The organism is Pseudomonas sp. N040, from assembly GCF_015637705.1.
In the GTDB taxonomy this organism is placed as follows: Bacteria; Pseudomonadota; Gammaproteobacteria; order Pseudomonadales; family Pseudomonadaceae; genus Aquipseudomonas.
The window spans coordinates 75155-96324 of sequence record NZ_JADOBE010000004.1 but is presented as its reverse complement, the minus strand read 5'-3'; the positions used below and the strand labels follow the sequence as shown (position 1 = coordinate 96324).

The window sequence follows — 21170 nt, the reverse complement described above, 5'->3', positions numbered from 1 at the left end:
GCCCGGCCATCAGAGCAGGCGTACTTTCAGGCTGCGCCCCTTGATCTTGCCCTCGCTCAGGCGCTTCAGCGCTTGCCGGGCGATGCTGCGCTCGACGGCGACGAAGGCCTGGTAATCGAAGATGGCGATCTTGCCCACCTGGGTGCCGGGGATGCCGGCTTCGCCAGTGAGGGCGCCGAGAATATCGCCGGGGCGGACCTTGTCCTTGCGCCCGCCGGCGATGCACAGGGTCGCCATCGGCGGTTGCAGCGGAGCTCCGTCGCGGGGCTTCAGGCTGTTCAGTGGATGCCAGTTCAGCGGGGCTTTCTGCAGGGTCTCGATGGCCTGGGCGCGATGCCCCTCGGCCGGTGCGACCAGGCTGATGGCGATGCCCCTGGCGCCCGCCCGCCCGGTACGGCCAACGCGGTGGATGTGGATTTCCGCGTCGCGCGCCAGTTCCACGTTGATCACCATGTCCAGTGCATCGATGTCCAGGCCGCGCGCGGCCACGTCGGTGGCGACCAGCACCGACAGGCTGCGGTTGGCGAACATGGCCAGCACCTGGTCGCGGTCGCGCTGTTCCAGGTCGCCGTTCAGGGCGCTGGCAGAGATGCCGTGGGCGTTCAGCTGCTCGACCAGTTCCTGGCACTGCTGCTTGGTGAAGCAGAACGCCACGCAGGATTCCGGCCGGTAGGCGGCCAGTACCCGCAGCACCGCATCCATGCGCTGCTCGGGGCTGATTTCGTAGAAGCGCTGCTCGATCTGGCTGTCATCGTGCTGTGACTCGACTTCCACGCGCTGCGGGTTGCGCATGAACGCGGCGCTGAGTTGCTGGATGCCCGGCGGATAAGTGGCCGAGAACAGCAGCGTCTGGCGGCGCGCCGGGGTCTGGCCGATGACTTCGGCGATGCTGTCGTAGAAGCCCATGTCGAGCATGCGGTCGGCCTCGTCGAGCACCAGGGTGTTGAGGCCGTCGAGTTTCAGCGTGCCCTTGCGCAGGTGTTCCTGAATCCGCCCCGGGGTGCCGACAATCACGTGCGCGCCATGCTCCAGCGAGCCGATCTGCGGGCCGATGGAGACGCCGCCACACAGGGTCAGCACCTTGATGTTGTCGGCGCCGCGCGCCAGCCGGCGGAGTTCCTTGGCTACCTGGTCGGCCAGTTCGCGGGTCGGGCAGAGGACCAGGGCCTGGCAACCGAAGTAGCGCGGGTTGAGCCCTTCCAGCAGGCCGATGCCGAAGGCGGCGGTCTTGCCGCTGCCGGTCTTGGCCTGGGCGATCAGGTCCTGGCCCTTGAGGATCAACGGCAGGCTTTGTGCCTGGATGGCGGTCATCTCGGCGTAGCCAAGGCTTGCCAGGTTGGCCAGCGTGGCGGCAGAGAGCGAAAGGGAACTGAACGCGGAGGAGGACACGGCAAAACCTGCAGGCTGGAGGGAGGGGCAGTGTAACAGGCCCGCTGCCGCGGGCTTGCGAAGAACTGCGGCCGGCCGTTCGCGCCGGCCGGGTTCAGTTGTGGCGGATCAGGTGGTCGAAGGCGCTCAGCGAGGCCTTGGCGCCCTCACCGACGGCGATGACGATCTGCTTGTAAGGCACGGTGGTCACATCGCCGGCGGCGAAGATGCCCGGCAGCGAGGTCTCGCCACGCGCGTCGACGATGACCTCGCCGCGCGGCGACAGCTCGACGGTGCCCTTGAGCCAGTCGCTGTTGGGCAGCAGGCCGATCTGTACGAAGATGCCTTCCAGCGCAACCGACTTGAACTCTTCCGAGTTGCGGTCCTTGTAGACCAGACCGGTGAGCTTCTGCCCATCGCCCTTCACTTCGCTGGTCAGGGCGCTGGTGATCACCTCGACGTTGGGCAGGCTGAACAGCTTGCGTTGCAGCACGGCGTCGGCGCGCAGCTGGCTGTCGAACTCCAGCAGGGTCACGTGGCTGACGATGCCGGCCAGGTCGATGGCCGCCTCGACACCGGAGTTACCGCCACCGATCACCGCCACCCGCTTGCCCTTGAACAGCGGGCCGTCGCAGTGCGGGCAGAAGCACACCCCGCGCCCCTTGTACTGCTGCTCGCCGGGCACACCCATTTCACGCCAGCGGGCGCCGGTGGCGAGGATCAGGGTCCTGGCCTTGAGGCTGCCACCGCTGTCGAACTTCACTTCGTGCAGTTCGCCGGCATTCTTCGCCGGAATCAGCGCGCTGGCGCGCTGCAGGTTCATGATGTCGACCTCGTAGTGGCGCACGTGCTCTTCGAGGGCGCGGGCCAGTTTCGGGCCTTCGGTTTCCTGTACCGAGATGAAATTCTCGATGGCCATGGTGTCCAGCACCTGGCCGCCGAAGCGCTCGGCGGCCACGCCGGTGCGGATGCCCTTGCGCGCGGCATAGATGGCTGCTGCGGCGCCAGCCGGGCCACCGCCGACCACCAGCACGTCGAAGGCGTCTTTGGCCGACATCTTCCCGGCATCGCGGCTGGCCGCGCCGGTGTCGATCTTGGCAAGGATCTGCTCGACCTCCATTCGGCCCTGGCCGAACAGTTCACCGTTCAGGTAGATGCTCGGCACCGACAGGACCTGGCGGGCGTCGACTTCCTCCTGGAACAGCGCGCCGTCGATCGCTACATGGCGAATATTGGGGTTGAGCACGGCCATCAGGTTCAGTGCCTGGACCACGTCCGGGCAGTTCTGGCAGGACAGCGAGAAGTAGGTCTCGAAGTTGAATTCACCGTCGATGGCCTGAATCTGCTCGATCACGTCCTGGGCAACTTTTGCCGGATGGCCGCCGACCTGCAGCAGCGCCAGTACCAGCGAGGTGAACTCGTGGCCCATGGGGATGCCGGCGAAGGCCAGGCTGATGTTGCCGTCCGCGCGATTGAGGGCGAACGACGGCCGGCGGCTGGCGTTGCCGTCGATACGCAGGGCGATCTTGTCGCTCAGGCTGACGATATCGTTGAGCAGCGCCAGCAGCTCTGCGGATTTTGCGCTGTCATCGAGGGATGCGACGATCTCGAACGGCTGGGTGACCCTCTCGAGATAGGCCTGCAACTGGGTTTTAAGCGTGGCGTCCAACATGACGGCGGTTCCTTCTATCGATAAATTGCGGACAAACAAACGCCCGGACGGATCGCGCCCGGGCGTTCGGGCACCTTGGGGAGTCCTGTGGGACTGCTTCAGGCGGTGACGATCTAGCTGGCTCGGTAGGGCGTAGGGTGGAAACGGTCAAAGACCTTTTCCACCATGGGGCCATGGTGGGAACTCGCTTCGCGAGTTTCCCACCCTACAGGCCGGCGCGGCGTCTCAGATTTTTCCGACCAGGTCCAGAGACGGCGCCAGGGTCTTTTCGCCTTCCTTCCACTTGGCCGGGCAGACTTCACCCGGGTGGCTGGCGGTGTACTGGGCAGCCTTCAGCTTGCGCAGGGTTTCGGAGACGTCACGGGCGATCTCGTTGGAGTGGATTTCCACGGTCTTGATCACGCCTTCCGGGTTGATCACGAAGGTGCCACGCAGGGCCAGGCCTTCTTCCGGAATGTGCACGCCGAAGGCGTTGGTCAGGGCGTGAGTCGGGTCGCCGATCAGCGGGAACTGCGCCTTGCCCACTGCTGGCGAAGTTTCGTGCCAGACCTTGTGCGAGAAATGGGTGTCGGTGGTGACGATGTAAACCTCGGCACCGGCCTTCTGGAATTCGGCGTAGTTGTTGGCAGCGTCTTCGATCTCGGTCGGGCAGTTGAAGGTGAAGGCGGCCGGCATGAAGATCAGTACCGACCACTTGCCCTGGAGGGACTGTTCGGTAACCGAGATGAACTTGCCGTTGTGGAAGGCATTGGCTTTGAACGGCTGGACTTGGGTGTTGATCAGCGACATCGGTAAATCCTCGTGGTTGGTTGACGGGGAGGATATTAGGTTACCGGCGCTGATTGCCGAAATTGATTTATGGAATAAGCCTGATCGGTAAAGGCTATTGTCGTGCCGGGGACCAGCCATCATTGCCTGGCGCAGCACTGAACCCTCAGCAATCACCATCCCGGCGCCCGGGGGCGTCCGTGGCGCTGGGATGGCGGCCGGATCAGGCCGGGCTGACGGGCTGGGTGGCGCTGCTGCTCGGGTCGATGAGGATCTTGGCGTGCTTCTCCGGGTCCTTCAGCGCATCGAAGGCATTGGCCACCCCGTCCAGGCCGACCACGCCGGTGATCATCGGGGCGCAGTTGACCTTGCCCTCGGCGATCATGTGCACGGTGTCGCGGTACTCCAGCGGCGAATGGCCAAGCACGAAGCGCAGATCGATCTCCTTGTGAATCGCCAGGGCCGGCTCGATCCGGTCGACCTGCATGCAGACGCCAACCACCACCACGCGCGATTGCAGCGGCGCACCCTCAATCACCTGTTGCAGCAGACCGGGCACGCCGACGCATTCGAAAATCACCGGGCGTGGCGCATTGGCCGCACCGAGCAGCTCGGCCAGGCGCCAGACATGCCACCAGGGCAGAGGCAGTTTGCCCAGTTTTTCGCGGGTACCCAGGCCCAGCTCCAATAGGCCGGCAAGATCGGGAATGAAGCCGTACTCATCCCAGTTGGAATAGGGCGAGGTTTCGGCCGGGTTGATCACCACATCGGCGCCACACCTTTTTGCCAGCGCGCGGCGGCCCGCGGAAAAGTCACTGGCGACTACCGTGGCGACGCCGCGGGCCTTTAGCAGGCAGATCACCGCCAGGCCCACTGGCCCGCAGCCGATGACGATTGCCAGATCCTTCTTCTTGATCTCGCTGCGGCGAACGGCATGCCAGCCGACCGCCATGGGCTCGGTGAGGGCGGCCAGGTCCGAAGACAGACCGTTGGGTACCGGCACCAGGGTCGACTCCTGCAGGAGCAGGCGCTCGGCATAGGCTCCGGTGGTGACCTTCGACAGACCGGCCATGTCGATGTCAGTGCCCACGCGAAGCAGTGGTTGGGCGACTACCCGGGTGCCGGGCTTGAGCTTGCGCTCTGAGCCGGGACCGTAGTCGAGCACCTCGGCGCAGAACTCGTGGCCGAACACCACAGGATCGGTGCTGCTGGGGAAATTCTTGGCATAGCCGATCTTGCCCATCAGGGTTTTCATGTGATCGCAGTGATGGCGCAGATGCAGGTCGGAACCGCAGATGCCACAGCGCAGGACCTTGAGCAGGGCCTGACCCTTGGCGGGTACCGGCTCCGGCAGCTCGACCACGCTCAGTTCGGTGTTTTGGCAGACTACGGCTTTCATCGATTATTCCTCGGTAGGCATTTCAGGATCGCCGCCAATGGCGACGGCAGTGCTATTCATCGAGCGCGCAGGGCATTCCGGCCGTTCTGGCCGGGCAGGCGCCAACTGTGCGGTTGCCAATGGGCTTTCTACTTTGGCCAGGCTTGCTGCCCACGGGTTCGCCGCAAGGCCCGCAGCCAGGCCACCGCAAAAAACAGGATGAGCAGGATGGCGGCCATGCCGGGGATGCTGTCAGGCAGCACTACATCGCCTTTCATCGGGGTCAGCGCAACCATCACCGAGGCCAGCTTGTAAGGCACATAGGGCTGGTACTGTGGGTCGGTGACCAGATCGAGGAAGGCGCGGCGGCTGGGGTAGCGCACGATCAGCACACGGTCCCAGTTATCCACCTCCGGCTCGTAGGCGATCAGGTTGGTGCTCGGCTGCTCGCCAGCGATGACGCCCTGCATTTCGCTGGCGAACATCACGCTGACGCCCAGGCGCATCAGCACCGGGGCGATGCCTTGCTCGTAATGGGCGTTGGCCTGCTCGGCAGTGCCGCTGAAGCCCTCCACGCCAGGCACGTCAGTGCGCAACCTGGGCAGGTAGCGCATCAGGTTGAGCATGTACACCGGCTGACCATCATCAGCCTCGGCCCAGGCCTTGAAATGCTCGAGTGCGGCGGCTTTCTCGTCCGGCGGGATTGGCGAGTCCTCGAGCTTTGCCAGGTAGTCGCGGATCTCTGCCGCGCTAAGCGGGTTGCCCGGAGCCTGCCAATGGGCGAAGGCGAGAAACAGCGCCAGCAACACCGCGGCGAAGAGGATTTCAAAGCGAAATTTTTGCATGACGTTCTTCCTGTCAAGACCGCTATCCGGCCATTGTCATATCCAGATGGAGGGCCGTTGGCGCGTTATTTGAGGAACTCGAGCAGCAGCGGGTTGACCTTCTCCGGCATGTGCACCTGCAGCCAGTGGTTGGCGCCTTCGACCACTGCATACCGGAAGGGGCCGTCGACGAACCTGGCCGAATCGCGCATCTGGCCAATGGTCAGGTAACGGTCGCCGGTACTGACGATGCCGGACACCGGCACCTTGGCCTTGGGCCAGGCCTTGGGCAGCACCAGATCGAAGTTGGCACGGTAGTAGTTGATGCCCGGGCTGAGCCTGCCGGGTCGCTCAAGGGTGGCCTTCCAGCTCGCGAACTCTTCGGGGAAAGCGGTGAACTTGCGGAAGAACCACCAGTTGCCAGCCTTGAACAGCCATTCGGGGAAGCCGCGCAACTGGAACATCACCACGTACCAGCCCTTGAGCTTCTGTGCCAGGCCGCCGCTGCCGTAAGCCGCCGGATGCCCGACCGATAGCGGGATATAACGCTCGACCCGCTCGGGGTGCTTGAGGGTAAATAGCCAGCCCTGCACCGCGCCCCAGTCATGCGCGACCAGGCGCACCTTGTCGATCTGCAGGGCGTCGAGCAGTGCGCGCAGATCGTCCACCAGCTGGTCGCGATGATAGTCGGCCACCCGCGGCGCTATCTGCGATTCGCCGCAACCGCGGGTATCCGGGGCGATCACCTGATAGCCGGCCTCGACCAGTGCCGGGATCTGCTTGCGCCAGACTTCGTGGGTGTCGGGGAAGCCGTGCAGCAGCAGTACCGGCTCGCCTTCGCCGGCGACCAGCACGTTCATCTGCAGGCCGTTGATCTGCAGCTTGCGCATGGGGGAGTCCAAGGTCATGCCTCCGGGTTACTCGAGTGCATCGGTGGAACGGGCCTGCTGGCGCAGGATGAACTTCTGGATCTTGCCGGTGGAGGTCTTCGGCAGCACGCCGAAGATGAACTGCTTGGGCACCTTGAAGCGGGCCAGGCGCTCGCGGCAGAACGCGGTCAGCTCCTCCACGGTCGGCGCATGGCCATCGCGCAGTTCGAGGAAGGCGCAGGGCACCTCGCCCCATTTCTCGTCGGGAGCCGCCACCACGGCTGCCGCCATTACCGCCGGATGGCGGTAGAGCACATCCTCGACCTCGATCGAGCTGATGTTTTCACCACCGGAGATGATGATGTCCTTGCTGCGGTCCTTGATCTTCACGTAGCCATCAGGATGCATGACCGCCAGATCACCCGTGTGGTACCAGCCGCCGGCGAAGGACTCTTCGGTGGCGGTCGGGTTCTTCAGGTAGCCCTTCATCACCATGTTGCCGCGGAACATGATCTCGCCCATGGTTTCGCCGTCGCGCGGGACTTCCAGCAGGGTTTCCGGATCGCGCACGCTGATGCCGTCCTGGCAGTGGTAGGGCACGCCCTGGCGGGAATTCAGGCGTGCCTGCTCTTCCAGCCCGAGGTCCTGCCAGTCTGCGTGCTTGGCGCAGACTGACGACGGTCCGTAGGTTTCGGTCAGGCCGTAGACGTGGGTGAGGTCGAAGCCGAGCTGGCTCATGCCCTCGATCACCGCCACGGGTGGGGCGGCGCCGGCCACCAACGTCGCGACCTGCTGTTCGATGCCGTCGCGCAGGGCTGCCGGGGCATTGATCAGCATGGCCTGGACGATCGGCGCGCCGCAGTAGTGGCTGACCTTGTGTTCGCGGATGGCCTGGAAGATCAGCTGCGGGTCGACCCTGCGCAGGCATACGTTGGTTCCCGAGTTGGCCGCCATGGCCCAGGGGAAACACCAGCCGTTGCAATGGAACATCGGCAGGGTCCAGAGGTACACCGACTGCGGCGGCATGCCCCAGGACACCAGGTTGGACAGGGCGCCCAGGTAGGCGCCGCGGTGGTGCACCACCACGCCCTTGGGATTGCCGGTGGTGCCCGAGGTGTAGTTCAGGGCGATCGCATCCCACTCGTCAGCCGGCAGCTGCCAGGCAAAGTGCGGATCGCCGGCAGCGATGAATTCCTCATACTCGCGTGAACCGACGCGCTCGCCTTCGCCCTGGTATTCGCTGTCGCACACGTCGATGATCAGCAGCGGGCGCTCTACCCCGTGCAGCGCCGCACGCACCACCGGCGAGAATTCGCGATCGGTGATCAGGACCCTGGCCTCGCCGTGATTGAGGATGAAGGCGACGGTTTCGGCATCCAGGCGGGTATTGATGGCATTCAGCACGGCGCCGGTCATGGGCACGCCGAAATGGCATTCATACATTTCCGGGGTGTTGGCCAGCAGTACCGCCACCGTGTCGTCCTTGCCCACCCCCACTGCCGCCAGTGCCGAGGCCAGCTGACGGCAGCGTGCATAGGTCTCGCGCCAGTTGAAGCGGCGCGCGCCATGCACCACCGCCAGGTGTTCGGGGTAGATGCCGGCCGAGCGCTCGAGGAAGCTCAATGGCGACAGTGCCACATGGTTGGCGGCGTTCTTGTCCAGTCCGCCGCTGTAGGGGTTGCTCATTCGATGTTCCTCGTCGGTTGGATTTCGCCAGGGTGAGTACTCTGCCTATGCCAGCGGGCAGGGCGGCATCGGGCACTCCAAGGATAGTCTGCGATATTGCTTGGCGGAGTTGTATCGGGTATTGGCACTTGGTGACATTGTTTTTACACTTCATGACATGAATGCCAGGCCGATGCACACCGCACCCGCACTGATCAGGGCCCGCGCCCTGAGCGGTTTCCCTGCGCTGGTGCAAAGTCTTGGCGGTGATGTCGATGCCTTGCTCCAGGGCGCAGGGTTGAGCCGGCGGATGCTGGAGAATCCCGAGGACTGTGTCGCGCTGGACCGGGTGGCCCAGGTACTGGATGCCGCAGCGACGCAGCTTGCGGTCCCCGACTTTGGCCTGCGCCTGTCGCTGCAGCAGGATATCTCGGTACTCGGCACCGTTGCCCTGATCGCCCAGCACTCGGCAACCCTGGGCGAGTCCCTGGCGAACATTGCCCGGCATCTGCCCTACCACACGCCGAATGCGCAACTGCTGCTCGACGCGGACAGCGGGCGACACGGTTACATGCGCATTTGCTACGAGCTGACCCTGCAGGATGCCTGGCTGCGCCGGCAGCCGGTCGAGCTGTCCTACGGCATCCTGCAGCGCACCCTGCAAATGCTCAGTGGTGAAAGCGGCACCGACTGGCATGTCGACTTCCGCCACCCGGCCGGTTGCAGCGCCGAGTGTTATCAGCGGTACTTTGCCGGCAGCCTGGGTTTCGGTCGCCCGCAGGATGCCCTGAGCATCCCGGCAAGGCTGCTGGAGATTCCCCTGGCCAGCGCTGGTGGCAGCCTGCGCGAGACCGCCGAGCGCTTCGTGCAGAACATCGTGCGGCGCTTTCCGCTCGACGTGACCCATCAGGTGGAATCGCTGGTGGAACGCCAGCTGGCTGTCGGCGGCGGCAGCCTGGTCCGCGTGGCCCAGCAGTTGGGCCTGCATGAGCGCACCCTGCAGCGGCGGCTGGCCGAACAGGGTTGCTACTTTGAAGAGATTGTCGATCGCCTGCGCCGGCAGCGCGCCAGCAGCCTGCTGCTGGACTCGGCTTTGCCGCTGGCGGAAATTTCCGCAGCCCTGGGCTACAGCGAGCAGAGCTCGTTCAACCGCTCCTGCAGCCGCTGGTTCGGCATGCCGCCGAATGCCTATCGCCGGGAGGCCAAAGCCTGAGCCGGGCTGGCGCCAGTGCCGCGGCCTAAATGCAAACGCCCCGAACCAGTCGGGGCGTTGGTCTGTTGCAGCCAGGCGGGGACAATTGCTGCCTCCCGTCCGGATTTGCTGGGCGGGTTACTTCAGGCCATTCCTGGCCTTGAACTCGCGACGGCGACGGTGCAGCACCGGCTCGGTGTAGCCGTTGGGCTGCTTGGTGCCCTCGACCACCAGCTCGACCGCCGCCTGGAAGGCGATGTTGTCGTCGAAGTTTGGCGCCAGTGGGCGGTACAGCGGGTCGTTGGCGTTCTGCCGGTCCACCACCGGCGCCATGCGCTTGAGGGTTTCCATCACCTGCTCAAGGCTGACCACGCCATGCCGCAGCCAGTTGGCAATGTGCTGGCTGGAGATGCGCAGGGTGGCGCGGTCTTCCATCAGGCCGACGTCGTTGATGTCCGGCACCTTGGAGCAGCCGACGCCCTGGTCGATCCAGCGCACCACATAGCCGAGGATGCCCTGGGCGTTGTTGTCCAGCTCGTTCTGCACTTCTTCGGCCGTCCAGTTGGTGTTGGGCGCCAACGGGATGGTCAGGATGTCGTCCAGCGAGGCGCGTGCACGGGTAGCCAGCTCGGCCTGACGGGCGAATACGTCGACCTTGTGGTAGTGCAGGGCGTGCAGGGAGGCCGCAGTCGGCGAAGGAACCCAGGCGGTGTTGGCACCAGCCAGCGGGTGAGCGATCTTCTGCTCAACCATGGCGGCCATCAGGTCGGGCATGGCCCACATGCCTTTGCCGATCTGGGCGCGCCCCTGCAGGCCGGCGGCCAGGCCGATGTCGACGTTCCAGTTCTCGTAGGCGTTGATCCACTTCTCGGCCTTCATGGCGGCTTTGCGCACCATGGCGCCGGCTTCCATGGAGGTGTGCAGCTCGTCACCGGTACGGTCGAGGAAGCCGGTGTTGATGAACACCACGCGCTCGCTGGCGGCCTTGATGCACGCCTTGAGGTTGACGGTAGTCCGCCGCTCTTCGTCCATGATGCCGACCTTGAGCGTGTTGCGCGGCATGCCCAGCACGTCTTCGATGCGGCCGAACAGCTCGTTGGTGAAAGCAGCTTCTTCCGGACCGTGCATCTTCGGCTTGACGATGTACATCGAACCGGTACGGCTGTTCTTGCGGCTGCTGTTGCCTTTGAGGTCATGCAGGGCAATCAGGCTGGTAACCAGGCCGTCCATGATGCCTTCCGGCACTTCGAAGCCGTCTTTGTCGACGATGGCGTCGATGGTCATCAGGTGGCCCACATTGCGCACGAACAGCAGGCTGCGGCCGTGCAGGGTCAGGTTGCCACCGTTGATGGCGGTGTAGACGCGGTCCGGGTTCATGGTGCGGGTGAAGGTGGTGCCGCCCTTGGCGACTTCTTCCGCCAGGTCGCCCTTCATCAGGCCGAGCCAGTTCTTGTAGATCACCACTTTGTCTTCGGCATCAACGGCGGCGACCGAGTCTTCGCAGTCCATGATGGTGGTCAGCGCGGCTTCCATCAGCACGTCTTTGACGCCGGCGGCGTCGGTCTGGCCGACCGGGGTGCTGGCGTCGATCTGGATTTCGAAGTGCAGGCCGTTGTGCTTGAGCAGAATGGCGGTCGGCGCTGCAGCGTCACCCTGGAAGCCGATCAGCTGGGCATCGTTCTGCAGGCCGCTGTTGCTGCCGCCCTTGAGGCTGACGATCAGTTTGCCGGCTTCGATGCGGTAGCCGGTGGAATCAACGTGTGAACCGGCAGCCAGTGGCGCGGCCTGGTCGAGGAAGGCGCGGGCATAGGCGATGACCTTGTCACCACGGACCTTGTTGTAGCCGCGGCCTTTTTCGGCGCCGCCTTCTTCGCTGATCACGTCGGTGCCGTACAGGGCATCGTACAGCGAGCCCCAGCGGGCGTTGGAAGCATTGAGGGCGAAGCGCGCGTTCATCACCGGTACCACCAGCTGCGGGCCGGCCATGCTGGCGATTTCGGCGTCGACGTTTTCCGTGGTGATCTTGAAGTCAGCCGGTTCCGGCAACAGGTAGCCGATCTCCTGCAGGAAGGCTTTGTATGCGGCGGCGTCATGCGCCTGGCCGGCACGGGCCTGGTGCCAGCCGTCGATCTGCACCTGAATGGCGTCACGCTTGGCCAGCAGGGCGCGGTTTTTCGGCGCCAGGTCATTGATGACCGCTTCGGCACCGCTCCAGAACTGCTCGGCGCTCACGCCGGTTCCGGGAATGGCTTCGTGGTTGACGAAGTCGAACAGAACTTTGGCGACCTGCAGGCCACCGACTTGTACGCGATCAGTCATTGCTTGCCTCAACTCTTTCTCAGAACGGCTCTCGGCCTGGAGGGCTCCAGCACCCGGCACGGCGGCCATGTAGTGCGAGCCGGCGCATACTACATGAACTGCGGGCAAAAATCAGGCGCTACGGCTGTCCCGCCGGTCAGTCGCGCCTGTCTATACTGCGAGCATTCCCGCTGGAGTACCTGGAATGCCGGTGTTAGCCGCAACTGCCCATGACTTGGATGACCTGACCCGGCTGTTCGGCGGTTATCTGGAGTTTTACCAAGTGCCGCGCCCGGCGGAGGAGATCCGCAGCTTTCTTGGCGAGCGCCTGGCCCGGGGTGACTCCCGGCTGCTGATTGCGCGGGACCCACAGGCGCGCGCACAGGGTTTTGTGCAGCTTTACCCGCTGTTTGCATCCCTGGCCCTGCGTCCCTCGTGGTTGCTCAGTGACTTGTACGTGGCGCCGGCGGCGCGCCGCCAGGGACTGGCCGAGGCATTGCTGAATGCGGCCCGCAGCATGGCTGAAGCCAGTGGCGCCTGTGGTCTGCAACTGGAAACTGCGCGTGACAATCACGCCGCCCAGGCGCTGTATGAGCGGCTCGGCTATGTGCGCGACGCGGTTTATTACACTTACTGGCTGGGCCTCTGAGGGCCGGGCGATTTTTATGGCAAGGAGTCGAGCGTGGATCATCTGGTTCTGACGGTAATTGCCCCGGATCAGCCGGGGCTGGTGGAGAAGGTGGCCCAATGCGTGGCCGGACACGGCGGTAACTGGCTGGAGAGCCGCATGTCGCGGATGGCCGGACAGTTTGCCGGCATTCTGCGGGTGGCGGTGCCGGCCGAGGCCTATGACGAGCTGGTGCAGGCGCTGCAGGGCCTGGCCAGCCAGGGCATCCGCGTGCTGGTGGCGCAGAGCGGCATCGAGCCATCCTGTACCTGGAAACCGATCCACCTGGATCTGGTCGGCAATGATCGCCCCGGCATCGTGCGTGACATCACCCGTGCGCTGGCCGAGCAGGGGGTCAATCTGGAGCGTTTCACCACCGAAGTGGTGCCGGCGCCGATGAGCAGCGAACCGCTGTTTCACGCCGAGGCCCTGCTGGCAGTGCCGCTGGGGCTGACCCTGGATGCCCTGCAGGCGCGGCTGGAGGCCCTGGCCGACGACCTGATGGTCGAGCTCAACCTGCGCCCCGAGGACTAGGAGCCTGTCGGACTTGACCGCCCGCAGCAGGGCAGCGTTAAGTCCGCCAGGCTCCTGGCCGCTTATCCCCAGCCGGGGTGGACGTCTCTGTGGATAAGCTGGGGAGCCTCGGAGCCTGCGCTAGTGCCGCAGGCCTCTCCGCAACCTGGCTAAAAAAGCAGCAAGAACAACGGGTTTCGCACAAATGCCGGGGATGCTTCTGTGGATAAGCTCGGGATGACTCGCGCCAGCCCACAGCCACGGAGGGCTGCAGCGGGCTGTGCATTTTCTGCTCAGCGGCGCCTGCGCAGGCTCAGCCAGACATCCAGGCTGTACACGCCCAGTCCCGCCCAGATGCAGATGAAGGACAGCAGCTGGCTTGTCCCCAGATGCTCGCCAAACAGCCAGACCGCTTGCAGCAGCACCAGGGTCGGCGCCACATATTGCAGAAAGCCAAGGGCAGCGTAGGGCAGATGCCGCGCGGCAGCGTTGAAGCACAACAGCGGCAGCAGCGTGACTGGCCCGGCGGCAATCAGCCAGAGCGCAGTGCTGCTGTTCCAGAATGCGGGCTGCAGGGTCGGTGCTTGCGGGCTGAGCAGTAACCAGAGCAGCGCCAGTGGCAGCAGCAGCCAGGTTTCCACCACCAGCCCTGGCAGTGCCTGCACCGGGGCCTGTTTGCGAATCAGGCCGTAGCCGCCAAACGAAAGGGCCAGCACCAGCGATACCCACGGCAGGCTGCCCAGTTGCCACAGCTGTTGCGCCACGCCCAGTGCGGCGAGGCCGACGGCCAGCCATTGCAGGCGGCGCAGGCGTTCGCCGAGCAGCAACAGGCCGAGCAGCACATTGACCAGCGGGTTGATGTAGTAGCCGAGGCTGGCCTCGAGCATGCGCCCGTTGTTCACCGACCAGACATACACCAGCCAGTTGGTCGCGATCAGCGCGCCCGACAGCGTCAGCACCGCCAGCCGCCGGGGGTTGCCGCGCAGTTCCGACCACCATCCGGGATGTTTCCACACCAGCAGCAGGAGCGCGCCGAACAGGGCCGACCAGATGATCCGGTGGACAATGATCTCGAATGCCGGAATCTGCTCGATGGCTTTGAAGTAGAGGGGAAACAAGCCCCAGATCAGGTAGGCGCTGATGCCGAGCAGATAACCGCGCGGCGGATTGGTGGGTTGCATGGGAATAACCGTGGAAGGCCGGGCGCCAGTTTACTTGGCTGCGCTCCGGGCTGTCTGTGGCAATGCGCTAAAACAGGCGGGCCAGCAGCGCGGCAACCGCGTTCTCCACGCGCAGGATGCGCGCGCCCAGTTGCACCGGTTGCAGGCCGGCCTGGCGCAACAGTTCCACCTCGTAGGGAATCCAGCCGCCTTCGGGGCCGATGGCCAGCGTGACAGCCTGGGTCAGGGCGCGCGGGCAGGGCGGGAAGTCGCCGGGGTGACCGGTCAGGCCGAGGCTGCCGGCGGCCAGCGCCGGCAAACGATCCTCGACGAACGGCTTGAAGCGTTTCTCGATGCTCACTTCCGGCAGCACGGTGTCCCGCGCCTGTTCTAGGCCGAGCAGCAGTTGCTCGCGGATCGCCTCCGGCTGCAGGAACGGCGTCTGCCAGAAGCTTTTTTCCACCCGGTAGCTGTTCAGCAGGATCAGCCGGGGCACGCCCATGGCGCTGACGGTCTGCAACACGCGCTTGAGCATCTTCGGCCGCGGCAGGGCCAGCAGCAGGGTGATCGGCAGTTTTTCCGGTGCCGGCTGGTCCAGCTGGACCAGCAGTTCGGCGTTCTCGGCATCCAGGGCGGTGATCTGCCCCTCGCCCATCAGGCCGCCAAGCCGGCCGACACGCAGCCGGTCGCCCAGTGCAACCCGTTGCACGGCGTGCAGGTGCTGCAGCCGGCGCCCCTGCAGGAGTACCCGTCCGGGGCCGAGGAAGTCAGCCTCCTCCAGCAGCAGCAGGTTCACGGTAACGCTGCGGGCGGCTGATTTTCACGCGCGTCCCCGGTAGCGGGCGGATCCCGGCGCACCAGCCGGCCGAACAACAGGCCGATCTCGAACAGCAGCCACATGGGGACGGCCAGCAGTGTCTGCGAGAAGATGTCCGGTGGCGTCAGGATCATGCCGACCACGAAGCAGCCAACGATCACGTAAGGGCGGCTCTTGCTCAGGGTGGTGACGTCGACCACGCCGATCCAGATCACCAGGAAGGTTGCCACCGGAATCTCGAAGGCCACGCCAAAGGCGAAGAACAGGGTGAGCACGAAGTCGAGGTATTCGTTGATGTCGGTCATCATCGAGACCCCTTCCGGGGTCACGCTGGCAAAGAAATGAAACATCAGCGGGAACACCAGGAAGTAGGCGAAGGCCATGCCGGCATAGAACAGCAGAATGCTCGAAGCCAGCAGCGGCACGGCAATGCGCTTTTCGTGGCTGTACAACCCCGGGGCCATGAAGCCCCAGAGCTGTTGCAGGATGATCGGAATGCTGAGGAACAGGGCGCACCAGGCGGTGAGCTTGAACGGCGTCAGGAAGGGCGAGGCGACGCCGGTGGCAATCATGGTCGCGCCTTGCGGCAGGTAGGCGCGCAACGGCGCCGAGACAATCGTGTAGATATCCTGGGCAAAGTAGAACAGCCCGGCGAACACCAGGAAGATGGCGATCACGCAGTGCAGCAGGCGCGAACGCAGCTCGGTGAGATGGGCCACCAGCGGCATCTCTGCGTCGTGTTCGGGGGGCTGGTTCATGCCGGGCGCACCGGCGGCACTTCGCTTGTGGCCGCAGGACTGGCGCTGTCCGCCGTCGCGTCCGCTGCACCGGCAGGCGGCTCTGCCGCTAGCGCGGGGGGCAGCTGCTGCGACTGCTGGAGTTCGCGTTCCATCTGCAATATCTGCTCGTTATGCAGCTGGCGGCGCACCTCGTCGGCACCCAGCTCGCGCTCCACTTCCTGCTTGACGCTCTGGAAGCTGCGCTTCAGGCGGCCAATCCACAGGCCCGCCAGGCGCGCAGCCCCCGGCAGGCGCTCGGGGCCGAAGACCAGGAGTGCCACCAAGCCCACCAGAAGCAATTCGGAGAAGCCGATCTCGAACATTGAGGTAATACGCCTGCTCAGTCCTTGCGGACAGGGTCTTCAATTTTCTGTGCCTGTGCGTCGATCGTTTGCGGCGGCTGACGTGCCTCGCTGCTCGCCGGTGGCTCCGGCTTGCTGGCGTCGTCCTCAGTGTTCATGGCCTTGCGGAAACCCTTGATGGTTTCGCCCAGGTCGGAACCAAGGTTCTTCAGGCGTTTGGTGCCGAACACCAGGATCACCACGATCAGGATGACCAGCCAGTGCTTGATATCGAAAATGCCCATTTGATGAATCCCTGTAGCTGAAAGTTAGTCGGTTGCCGAGCGTGCGGCTTTCTCGGCGTGGCCGGAGAGGCCGAAGCGCCTTTCGAGTTCGTTGATCACGGACTGCGGGTGCTGTCCGAGCTCTGCCAGCATGACTAGGGTGTGAAACCACAGGTCAGCTGTTTCGTACACCAGTTCGCTGGTGTCGCCGCTGATGGCGGCATCCTTGGCCGCCAGGATGGTTTCGATCGACTCTTCGCCGACCTTCTCGAGGATCTTGTTCAGGCCCTTGTGATACAGGCTGGCCACGTAGGAGCTATCGGCGGCGGCGCCCTTGCGCGATTCGATTACCGCGGCCAGCCGGCTCAGGGTGTCAGTCATGCTGTGCTCAGTCATGGGCGTGTCCTGCCTGGTAGATGGCCTGCGGGTCTTTCAGTACCGGGTCGACGGTCTGCCAGCCGTGGTTGTCGTAGACGCGATAAAAGCAGCTCTCGCGTCCAGTATGACAGGCGATACCGCCCAGTTGTTCAACCATCAGGATGATCACGTCGGCATCACAGTCCAGGCGCAGTTCGTGCAGTTTTTGCACGTGGCCGGATTCCTCCCCCTTGCGCCACAGCTTGTTGCGCGAGCGCGACCAGTAAATCGCCCGGCCTTCGGTCGCCGTCAACTGCAGGGCCTCGCGGTTCATCCAGGCCATCATCAGCACACGGCCAGTCTTGTAGTCCTGGGCAATCGCCGGCACCAGGCCGTTGCTGTCCCACTTGATTTCATCCAGCCAGTTGCTCATTGCGCGTTCCAGAACGGGGCAGACCCGGCTGCCGGAAAAATTACGACTAGTTTGCCAGCCGCTACGTGCAGTGGCTATCGGCGCAGGACCAGATACAGCCCGCCGACGATCAGCAGTGCGGCCGGCCAGCTACTGAGCTGGAGCAGCGGTTGCTGCAGTACCCCGCCGCCGAGCAGGGTCACGCCGAGCAGGCGCTCGGGCCAGTTGCCAGCCTGTGGCGCGGGGGGCGGTGCGCTGGCGGCCGGCAAGGTGAAGCGCTCGAGTGTCTCGCGGGCGATCTGCGACAGGTGCGGCACCTGTTCGGCCTGCAATTGCAGGTTGCGCAGCAGTTGCAACGGATTGACCCGCTCGCGCATCCAGCGCTCCAGGAACGGTTGCGCGGTGCTCCACAGGTCGAGCTCCGGGTATAGCTGACGGCCAAGGCCTTCGATGTTGAGCAGGGTTTTCTGCAGCAGGACCAGCTGCGGCTGCACTTCCATGTTGAAGCGGCGGGCGGTCTGGAACAGGCGCAGCAGTACCTGGCCGAAGGAAATGTCCTTCAGCGGTTTCTCGAAGATCGGCTCGCAGACGGTGCGGATGGCGGCTTCGAAGTCGTTGACCCGGGTATTGGCCGGAACCCAGCCGGAGTCGATATGCAACTGGGCGACCTTGCGGTAGTCGCGCTTGAAGAAGGCGAACAGGTTGCGCGCCAGGTAGTCCTGGTCCTCCGGTGTGAGGGTGCCGATGATGCCGCAATCAATCGCGATGTACTGTGGATCGGCGGGGTTCCGGTTGCTGACAAAGATATTGCCCGGGTGCATGTCGGCATGGAAAAAGCTGTCGCGGAATACCTGGGTGAAGAAGATTTCCACGCCCCGCTCGGCGAGCAGCTTCATGTTGGTGCCCTGCCTGGCCAGACCGGCCATGTCGGTTACCGCGACGCCGTAGATGCGCTCCAGTACCAGCACCTGGGGCCGGCACCAGTCCCAGTAGACCTGCGGCACGTAGAGCATCGGCGAATGCTCGAAGTTGCGCCGCAGCTGGCTGGTGTTGGCCGCTTCGCGCAGCAGGTCGAGCTCGTCGTAGATGGTCCGCTCGTAGTCGGCCACCACTTCGATCGGGCGCAGGCGTCGCGCATCCGCGGAGACTTTTTCCGCGAGCCGGGCCAACACGAACAGCCAGGCGATGTCCTGGCGGATCACCGGGCGCAAGCCCGGACGAATCACCTTGACCACCACTTCTTCGCCGCTGCGCAGCTGCGCGGCATGCACCTGGGCGATCGAGGCCGAGGCCAGCGCCTCGCGATCGAAACGGGCGAACGCCTGGTCGAGGGGCAGGCCGAGCTGCTTTTCGATCAGCGCAACGGCCTGTCCGGAGTCGAAGGGGGGAACCTGATCCTGCAGGCGCGCCAGCTCGTCGGAAATGTCTGGTGGCAGCAGGTCGCGGCGGGTGGAAAGCAGCTGGCCGAACTTGATGAAGATCGGCCCGAGATCCTCCAGCGCCAGGCGGATTCGTGCGCCGCGGGACAGTTGCAGTGGCCGGCGTGGCAGCCAATGCCAGGGCAGGCAGCGACCGAACAGGCGCAGCCACCAGGGCAGGGGCAGGGCCAGCAGCAGGTCATCCAGCTGGTAGTGGATGGTCACGCGCAGGATGCGCAGCAGGCGGCGGGCGGCGAGCAGCTTCATGGGGTGTCGTTGACCTTGCGGGCCAGGCGCTCGATGCGGGCGTCCAGGCGATCGAGGGAGAGCTTGAGCTGGTCCAGTTCATTGAAGCGGGCGGCGGCCTCGCGCTGGCCAACCAGGGCCCGGGACTCCTCGCCGAGATAGTCGGCGAGGTTGTGGCGCAGGCGCTCCAGGCTGTTGCCGGACCACTGCGCGGTACTGCGCAGCGTGCTGCCCAGCACCTGGCTGGCAACCGGGCCCAGCCAGCGTGACAACTGGTATTCCCAGTCGAGTTCGAGGTCTTGCAGTATGCCCGCCAGCTCCAGGAGCACGGCGCTGTCGCCATCCAGGTCGACATCTGCCGCATGCAGCACCGCGCTCTTGTCCTTGCTCACGACCAGTTGCAGCAGCCGCGCGGCGGGAGCCCTGAGGCTGCAGTCGGCAGGGGCCTGCCACTGCGCCGCCAGCCGCAGGCCGGTGCTGTCGGGCAGCAGGAAGAGGCGTGCAGGCGGGTTCTGGCAGTCGATCTCGATGACCTTGCCCTGCAGCCCGGCCAGCCGCTCGAGTGCGCTGCTGTCGAGGCTGAGTACCTGCGCCAGTCCCTGTTCGGCGGCGGCGAGCAATGCCTGGATTAGCATGCGAATACCTTAGGGTCTGTTGACGTTTGGTCGCGAACCGCGTTGCTGCGGCAAATCGCGCCAGGCTAGGCGTGGGACGCCGGCAATGGTTATTCCCTTGTCAAGTCCCGCAACAACGCTTGGCGCGATTTGCCGCGCAACCCGAAGGGACGGGACCCGCTTGGCGCAGGCCGTTGTTACTCGTCGTTCATTGGCAATAAGCAAATCTCTCTCCTCGCGCCTAGTCCTGCGTCAAGCGGGTCGCCGTCGCGGCCGTGACCAAACGTCAACAGACCCTAGGGCTTGATGCCGCGATGCAGGGCGACAATGCCGCCAGTCATGTTGTGGTAGGTGACGCGTTCAAAGCCGGCGTCAGCCATCATGCCCTTGAGCGTTTCCTGGTCCGGATGCATGCGGATCGACTCGGCCAGGTAGCGATAGCTGTCGGCATCGTTGGTGATCAGCTTGCCCATCATCGGCAGCAGGCTGAACGAGTAGGTGTCATAGGCCTTGGACAGCAGACTGTTGCCGGGCTTGGAAAACTCCAGCACCAGCAGGCGTCCGCCCGGTTTGAGCACGCGCAGCATGGAGCGCAGGGCGTCCTCCTTGTGCGTCACGTTGCGCAGCCCGAAGGCGATGGTGACCACGTCGAAGTGGTTGTCGGGGAACGGCAGCTTTTCCGCATCGGCCTGGACAAAGCGCACGTTGCCGGCCACGCCCAGGTCCAGCAGGCGATCACGCCCGACCTTGAGCATCGAGGCATTGATGTCGGCCAGTACCACTTCGCCGCTGGCGCCCACCAGGCGCGAGAACTGGCGGGTCAGGTCGCCGGTGCCGCCGGCGATGTCGAGCACCCGGTTACCCGGGCGGACGCCGGAAAGCTCGATGGTAAAGCGCTTCCACAGGCGGTGAACGCCAGCAGACATCAGGTCGTTCATCAGGTCGTACTTGGCCGCTACCGAGTGGAATACTTCAGCCACCTTGCCGGCCTTCTGGCTCTCCGGCACGTTCTGGTAACCGAAGTGCGTGGTGGGTTCCTGCTCGGGGGCTTTGCGCGGATCGTTCATGTTGATTTCACCGGGTTGATTTCGCGCGTCATTCTAACCGGTTATGCGCTGGTTGATTCGGAGTTTTGTACGGCGCGCGCGGCGTCTCGCCGCTTCCTGCATTCCGCTGCCGGACTTAACTGATATAGTCACGCCACTTGAATGCCGCAGTCGGAGTTCTGCATGTCGCATATTGTTGTCGAACGTCAGCACAGCCTGGGGCGCGAAGCCGTCCGCAATATGGCCGAAGAGCTGGCGGAACACCTTTCCAACAAGTACGACATTCGCTATCGCTGGCATGACGATGTACTGGTCTTCAAGCGCGTTGGCGCCCACGGCCGCGTCATCGTCGACCCGCAACGGGTGCGGGTTGAGCTCGATCTGGGCTTTCTGCTGATGGCGTTCGAGCGCACGATCAGGCAGGAAATCGAAAATACCCTGGATGAAACGCTGAGCGCCTGAGGCGGGCGCGTGGCCTCTAGTGTGTCTTTTCTAAACCGCTTCTATACCTTGGCCGAAAGCCTGAAATGGCGTTCACTGTT

22 protein-coding genes are annotated in these 21170 nt (G+C 64.5%); 4 read left to right on the top strand and 18 right to left on the bottom strand.

Annotated features, from left to right (window positions below; translation table 11 throughout):
• Window positions 1–9: 9 nt before the first annotated feature.
• The 7 genes from dbpA to ISX93_RS07500 all read right to left on the bottom strand — a co-directional run bounded on the left by dbpA (window position 10) and on the right by ISX93_RS07500 (window position 8565).
• Complete coding sequence (dbpA, locus tag ISX93_RS07530) at window positions 10–1389, bottom strand: ATP-dependent RNA helicase DbpA (protein ID WP_195778102.1); 1380 nt, start codon at window positions 1387–1389, stop codon at window positions 10–12.
• Between the two features lie 94 nt (window positions 1390–1483).
• Window positions 1484–3040, bottom strand: coding sequence for an alkyl hydroperoxide reductase subunit F (ahpF, locus tag ISX93_RS07525; protein ID WP_195778101.1), 1557 nt, complete (start codon window positions 3038–3040; stop codon window positions 1484–1486).
• Between the two features lie 225 nt (window positions 3041–3265).
• Window positions 3266–3829, bottom strand: coding sequence for an alkyl hydroperoxide reductase subunit C (ahpC, locus tag ISX93_RS07520; protein ID WP_195778100.1), 564 nt, complete (start codon window positions 3827–3829; stop codon window positions 3266–3268).
• A gap of 202 nt (window positions 3830–4031) precedes the next feature.
• The gene (locus ISX93_RS07515) at window positions 4032–5207 is read right to left on the bottom strand and encodes a zinc-binding dehydrogenase (protein WP_195778099.1); all 1176 of its coding nucleotides are present in this window, start codon (window positions 5205–5207) and stop codon (window positions 4032–4034) included.
• Window positions 5208–5335: 128 nt separating this feature from the next.
• On the bottom strand, window positions 5336–6031 hold the full coding sequence (locus ISX93_RS07510; RefSeq protein ID WP_195778098.1) for a hypothetical protein: 696 nt from the start codon (window positions 6029–6031) through the stop codon (window positions 5336–5338).
• 65 nt (window positions 6032–6096) lie between these two features.
• A complete protein-coding gene (locus tag ISX93_RS07505) occupies window positions 6097–6900 on the bottom strand; it encodes an alpha/beta fold hydrolase (RefSeq protein ID WP_219841001.1) in 804 nt (267 codons plus the stop codon).
• 27 nt (window positions 6901–6927) lie between these two features.
• Entirely contained in the window at window positions 6928–8565 is a 1638-nt protein-coding gene (locus tag ISX93_RS07500) for an acyl-CoA synthetase (RefSeq protein ID WP_195778097.1), read from the bottom strand.
• A 172-nt stretch (window positions 8566–8737) separates the two neighbouring features.
• Between ISX93_RS07500 and ISX93_RS07495 the strand changes: the two genes are divergently transcribed.
• Window positions 8738–9757: an AraC family transcriptional regulator gene (locus tag ISX93_RS07495; protein WP_195778096.1), complete on the top strand. Its 1020-nt coding sequence runs from the start codon at window positions 8738–8740 to the stop codon at window positions 9755–9757.
• 117 nt (window positions 9758–9874) lie between these two features.
• On the opposite strand, the gene ISX93_RS07490 is transcribed toward ISX93_RS07495, so the two are convergent.
• Window positions 9875–12055: a malate synthase G gene (locus tag ISX93_RS07490; RefSeq protein WP_195778095.1), complete on the bottom strand. Its 2181-nt coding sequence runs from the start codon at window positions 12053–12055 to the stop codon at window positions 9875–9877.
• A 184-nt stretch (window positions 12056–12239) separates the two neighbouring features.
• Here ISX93_RS07490 and ISX93_RS07485 point away from each other — a divergent pair, with 184 nt between their 5' ends.
• The gene (locus ISX93_RS07485; protein WP_195778094.1) at window positions 12240–12683 is read left to right on the top strand and encodes a GNAT family N-acetyltransferase; all 444 of its coding nucleotides are present in this window, start codon (window positions 12240–12242) and stop codon (window positions 12681–12683) included.
• 33 nt (window positions 12684–12716) lie between these two features.
• Window positions 12717–13235 (top strand): glycine cleavage system protein R, encoded by a 519-nt coding sequence (locus ISX93_RS07480; protein ID WP_195778093.1) that lies wholly within the window; start codon window positions 12717–12719, stop codon window positions 13233–13235.
• Between the two features lie 272 nt (window positions 13236–13507).
• Here ISX93_RS07480 and rarD read toward each other — a convergent pair whose 3' ends face one another.
• The 10 genes from rarD to ubiE form a co-directional block, all read right to left on the bottom strand.
• Window positions 13508–14395, bottom strand: coding sequence for an EamA family transporter RarD (rarD, locus tag ISX93_RS07475; protein WP_195778092.1), 888 nt, complete (start codon window positions 14393–14395; stop codon window positions 13508–13510).
• Window positions 14396–14462: 67 nt separating this feature from the next.
• A complete protein-coding gene (locus ISX93_RS07470) occupies window positions 14463–15170 on the bottom strand; it encodes a 16S rRNA (uracil(1498)-N(3))-methyltransferase (protein WP_195778091.1) in 708 nt (235 codons plus the stop codon).
• A complete protein-coding gene (gene tatC / locus ISX93_RS07465) occupies window positions 15167–15949 on the bottom strand; it encodes a twin-arginine translocase subunit TatC (protein WP_195778090.1) in 783 nt (260 codons plus the stop codon). The genes ISX93_RS07470 and tatC overlap by 4 nt, the downstream gene beginning before the upstream one ends.
• Window positions 15946–16293, bottom strand: coding sequence for a Sec-independent protein translocase protein TatB (gene tatB, locus ISX93_RS07460; RefSeq protein WP_195778089.1), 348 nt, complete (start codon window positions 16291–16293; stop codon window positions 15946–15948). The genes tatC and tatB overlap by 4 nt, the downstream gene beginning before the upstream one ends.
• A gap of 17 nt (window positions 16294–16310) precedes the next feature.
• Complete coding sequence (locus ISX93_RS07455) at window positions 16311–16556, bottom strand: twin-arginine translocase TatA/TatE family subunit (RefSeq protein WP_195778088.1); 246 nt, start codon at window positions 16554–16556, stop codon at window positions 16311–16313.
• Between the two features lie 24 nt (window positions 16557–16580).
• Window positions 16581–16916 carry a phosphoribosyl-ATP diphosphatase gene (locus ISX93_RS07450; protein WP_195778320.1) on the bottom strand — a complete coding sequence of 112 codons (336 nt, stop codon included), beginning with the start codon at window positions 16914–16916 and terminating at the stop codon, window positions 16581–16583.
• Window positions 16917–16923: 7 nt separating this feature from the next.
• Window positions 16924–17325, bottom strand: a complete 402-nt coding sequence (gene hisI, locus ISX93_RS07445; RefSeq protein ID WP_195778087.1) for a phosphoribosyl-AMP cyclohydrolase — start codon at window positions 17323–17325, stop codon at window positions 16924–16926.
• A 74-nt stretch (window positions 17326–17399) separates the two neighbouring features.
• Window positions 17400–18989, bottom strand: a complete 1590-nt coding sequence (ubiB, locus tag ISX93_RS07440) for a ubiquinone biosynthesis regulatory protein kinase UbiB (RefSeq protein WP_195778086.1) — start codon at window positions 18987–18989, stop codon at window positions 17400–17402.
• Complete coding sequence (locus ISX93_RS07435) at window positions 18986–19603, bottom strand: ubiquinone biosynthesis accessory factor UbiJ (protein ID WP_195778085.1); 618 nt, start codon at window positions 19601–19603, stop codon at window positions 18986–18988. Before ISX93_RS07435 ends, ubiB begins: the two co-directional genes overlap by 4 nt.
• A 275-nt stretch (window positions 19604–19878) precedes the next feature.
• Window positions 19879–20649, bottom strand: a complete 771-nt coding sequence (gene ubiE, locus ISX93_RS07430) for a bifunctional demethylmenaquinone methyltransferase/2-methoxy-6-polyprenyl-1,4-benzoquinol methylase UbiE (RefSeq protein WP_195778084.1) — start codon at window positions 20647–20649, stop codon at window positions 19879–19881.
• 162 nt (window positions 20650–20811) lie between these two features.
• Between ubiE and ISX93_RS07425 the strand changes: the two genes are divergently transcribed.
• Window positions 20812–21090, top strand: coding sequence for a polyhydroxyalkanoic acid system family protein (locus ISX93_RS07425; RefSeq protein ID WP_195778083.1), 279 nt, complete (start codon window positions 20812–20814; stop codon window positions 21088–21090).
• Window positions 21091–21170 lie beyond the last annotated feature (80 nt).

Coding starts and splice junctions, on each gene's coding strand:
- tatB (WP_195778089.1), bottom strand. CDS start 16,293: ATGTTCGAGATCGGCTTCTCCGAATTGCTTCTGGTGGGCTTGGTGGCA.
- ISX93_RS07500 (WP_195778097.1), bottom strand. CDS start 8,565: ATGAGCAACCCCTACAGCGGCGGACTGGACAAGAACGCCGCCAACCAT.
- ISX93_RS07515 (WP_195778099.1), bottom strand. CDS start 5,207: ATGAAAGCCGTAGTCTGCCAAAACACCGAACTGAGCGTGGTCGAGCTG.
- ISX93_RS07510 (WP_195778098.1), bottom strand. CDS start 6,031: ATGCAAAAATTTCGCTTTGAAATCCTCTTCGCCGCGGTGTTGCTGGCG.
- ahpC (WP_195778100.1), bottom strand. CDS start 3,829: ATGTCGCTGATCAACACCCAAGTCCAGCCGTTCAAAGCCAATGCCTTC.
- hisI (WP_195778087.1), bottom strand. CDS start 17,325: ATGAGCAACTGGCTGGATGAAATCAAGTGGGACAGCAACGGCCTGGTG.
- ISX93_RS07485 (WP_195778094.1), top strand. CDS start 12,240: ATGCCGGTGTTAGCCGCAACTGCCCATGACTTGGATGACCTGACCCGG.
- ISX93_RS07450 (WP_195778320.1), bottom strand. CDS start 16,916: ATGACTGACACCCTGAGCCGGCTGGCCGCGGTAATCGAATCGCGCAAG.
- rarD (WP_195778092.1), bottom strand. CDS start 14,395: ATGCAACCCACCAATCCGCCGCGCGGTTATCTGCTCGGCATCAGCGCC.
- ahpF (WP_195778101.1), bottom strand. CDS start 3,040: ATGTTGGACGCCACGCTTAAAACCCAGTTGCAGGCCTATCTCGAGAGG.
- ubiE (WP_195778084.1), bottom strand. CDS start 20,649: ATGAACGATCCGCGCAAAGCCCCCGAGCAGGAACCCACCACGCACTTC.
- ISX93_RS07490 (WP_195778095.1), bottom strand. CDS start 12,055: ATGACTGATCGCGTACAAGTCGGTGGCCTGCAGGTCGCCAAAGTTCTG.
- ISX93_RS07505 (WP_219841001.1), bottom strand. CDS start 6,900: ATGCGCAAGCTGCAGATCAACGGCCTGCAGATGAACGTGCTGGTCGCC.
- ISX93_RS07435 (WP_195778085.1), bottom strand. CDS start 19,603: ATGCTAATCCAGGCATTGCTCGCCGCCGCCGAACAGGGACTGGCGCAG.
- tatC (WP_195778090.1), bottom strand. CDS start 15,949: ATGAACCAGCCCCCCGAACACGACGCAGAGATGCCGCTGGTGGCCCAT.
- ISX93_RS07425 (WP_195778083.1), top strand. CDS start 20,812: ATGTCGCATATTGTTGTCGAACGTCAGCACAGCCTGGGGCGCGAAGCC.
- ubiB (WP_195778086.1), bottom strand. CDS start 18,989: ATGAAGCTGCTCGCCGCCCGCCGCCTGCTGCGCATCCTGCGCGTGACC.
- ISX93_RS07455 (WP_195778088.1), bottom strand. CDS start 16,556: ATGGGCATTTTCGATATCAAGCACTGGCTGGTCATCCTGATCGTGGTG.
- ISX93_RS07495 (WP_195778096.1), top strand. CDS start 8,738: ATGCACACCGCACCCGCACTGATCAGGGCCCGCGCCCTGAGCGGTTTC.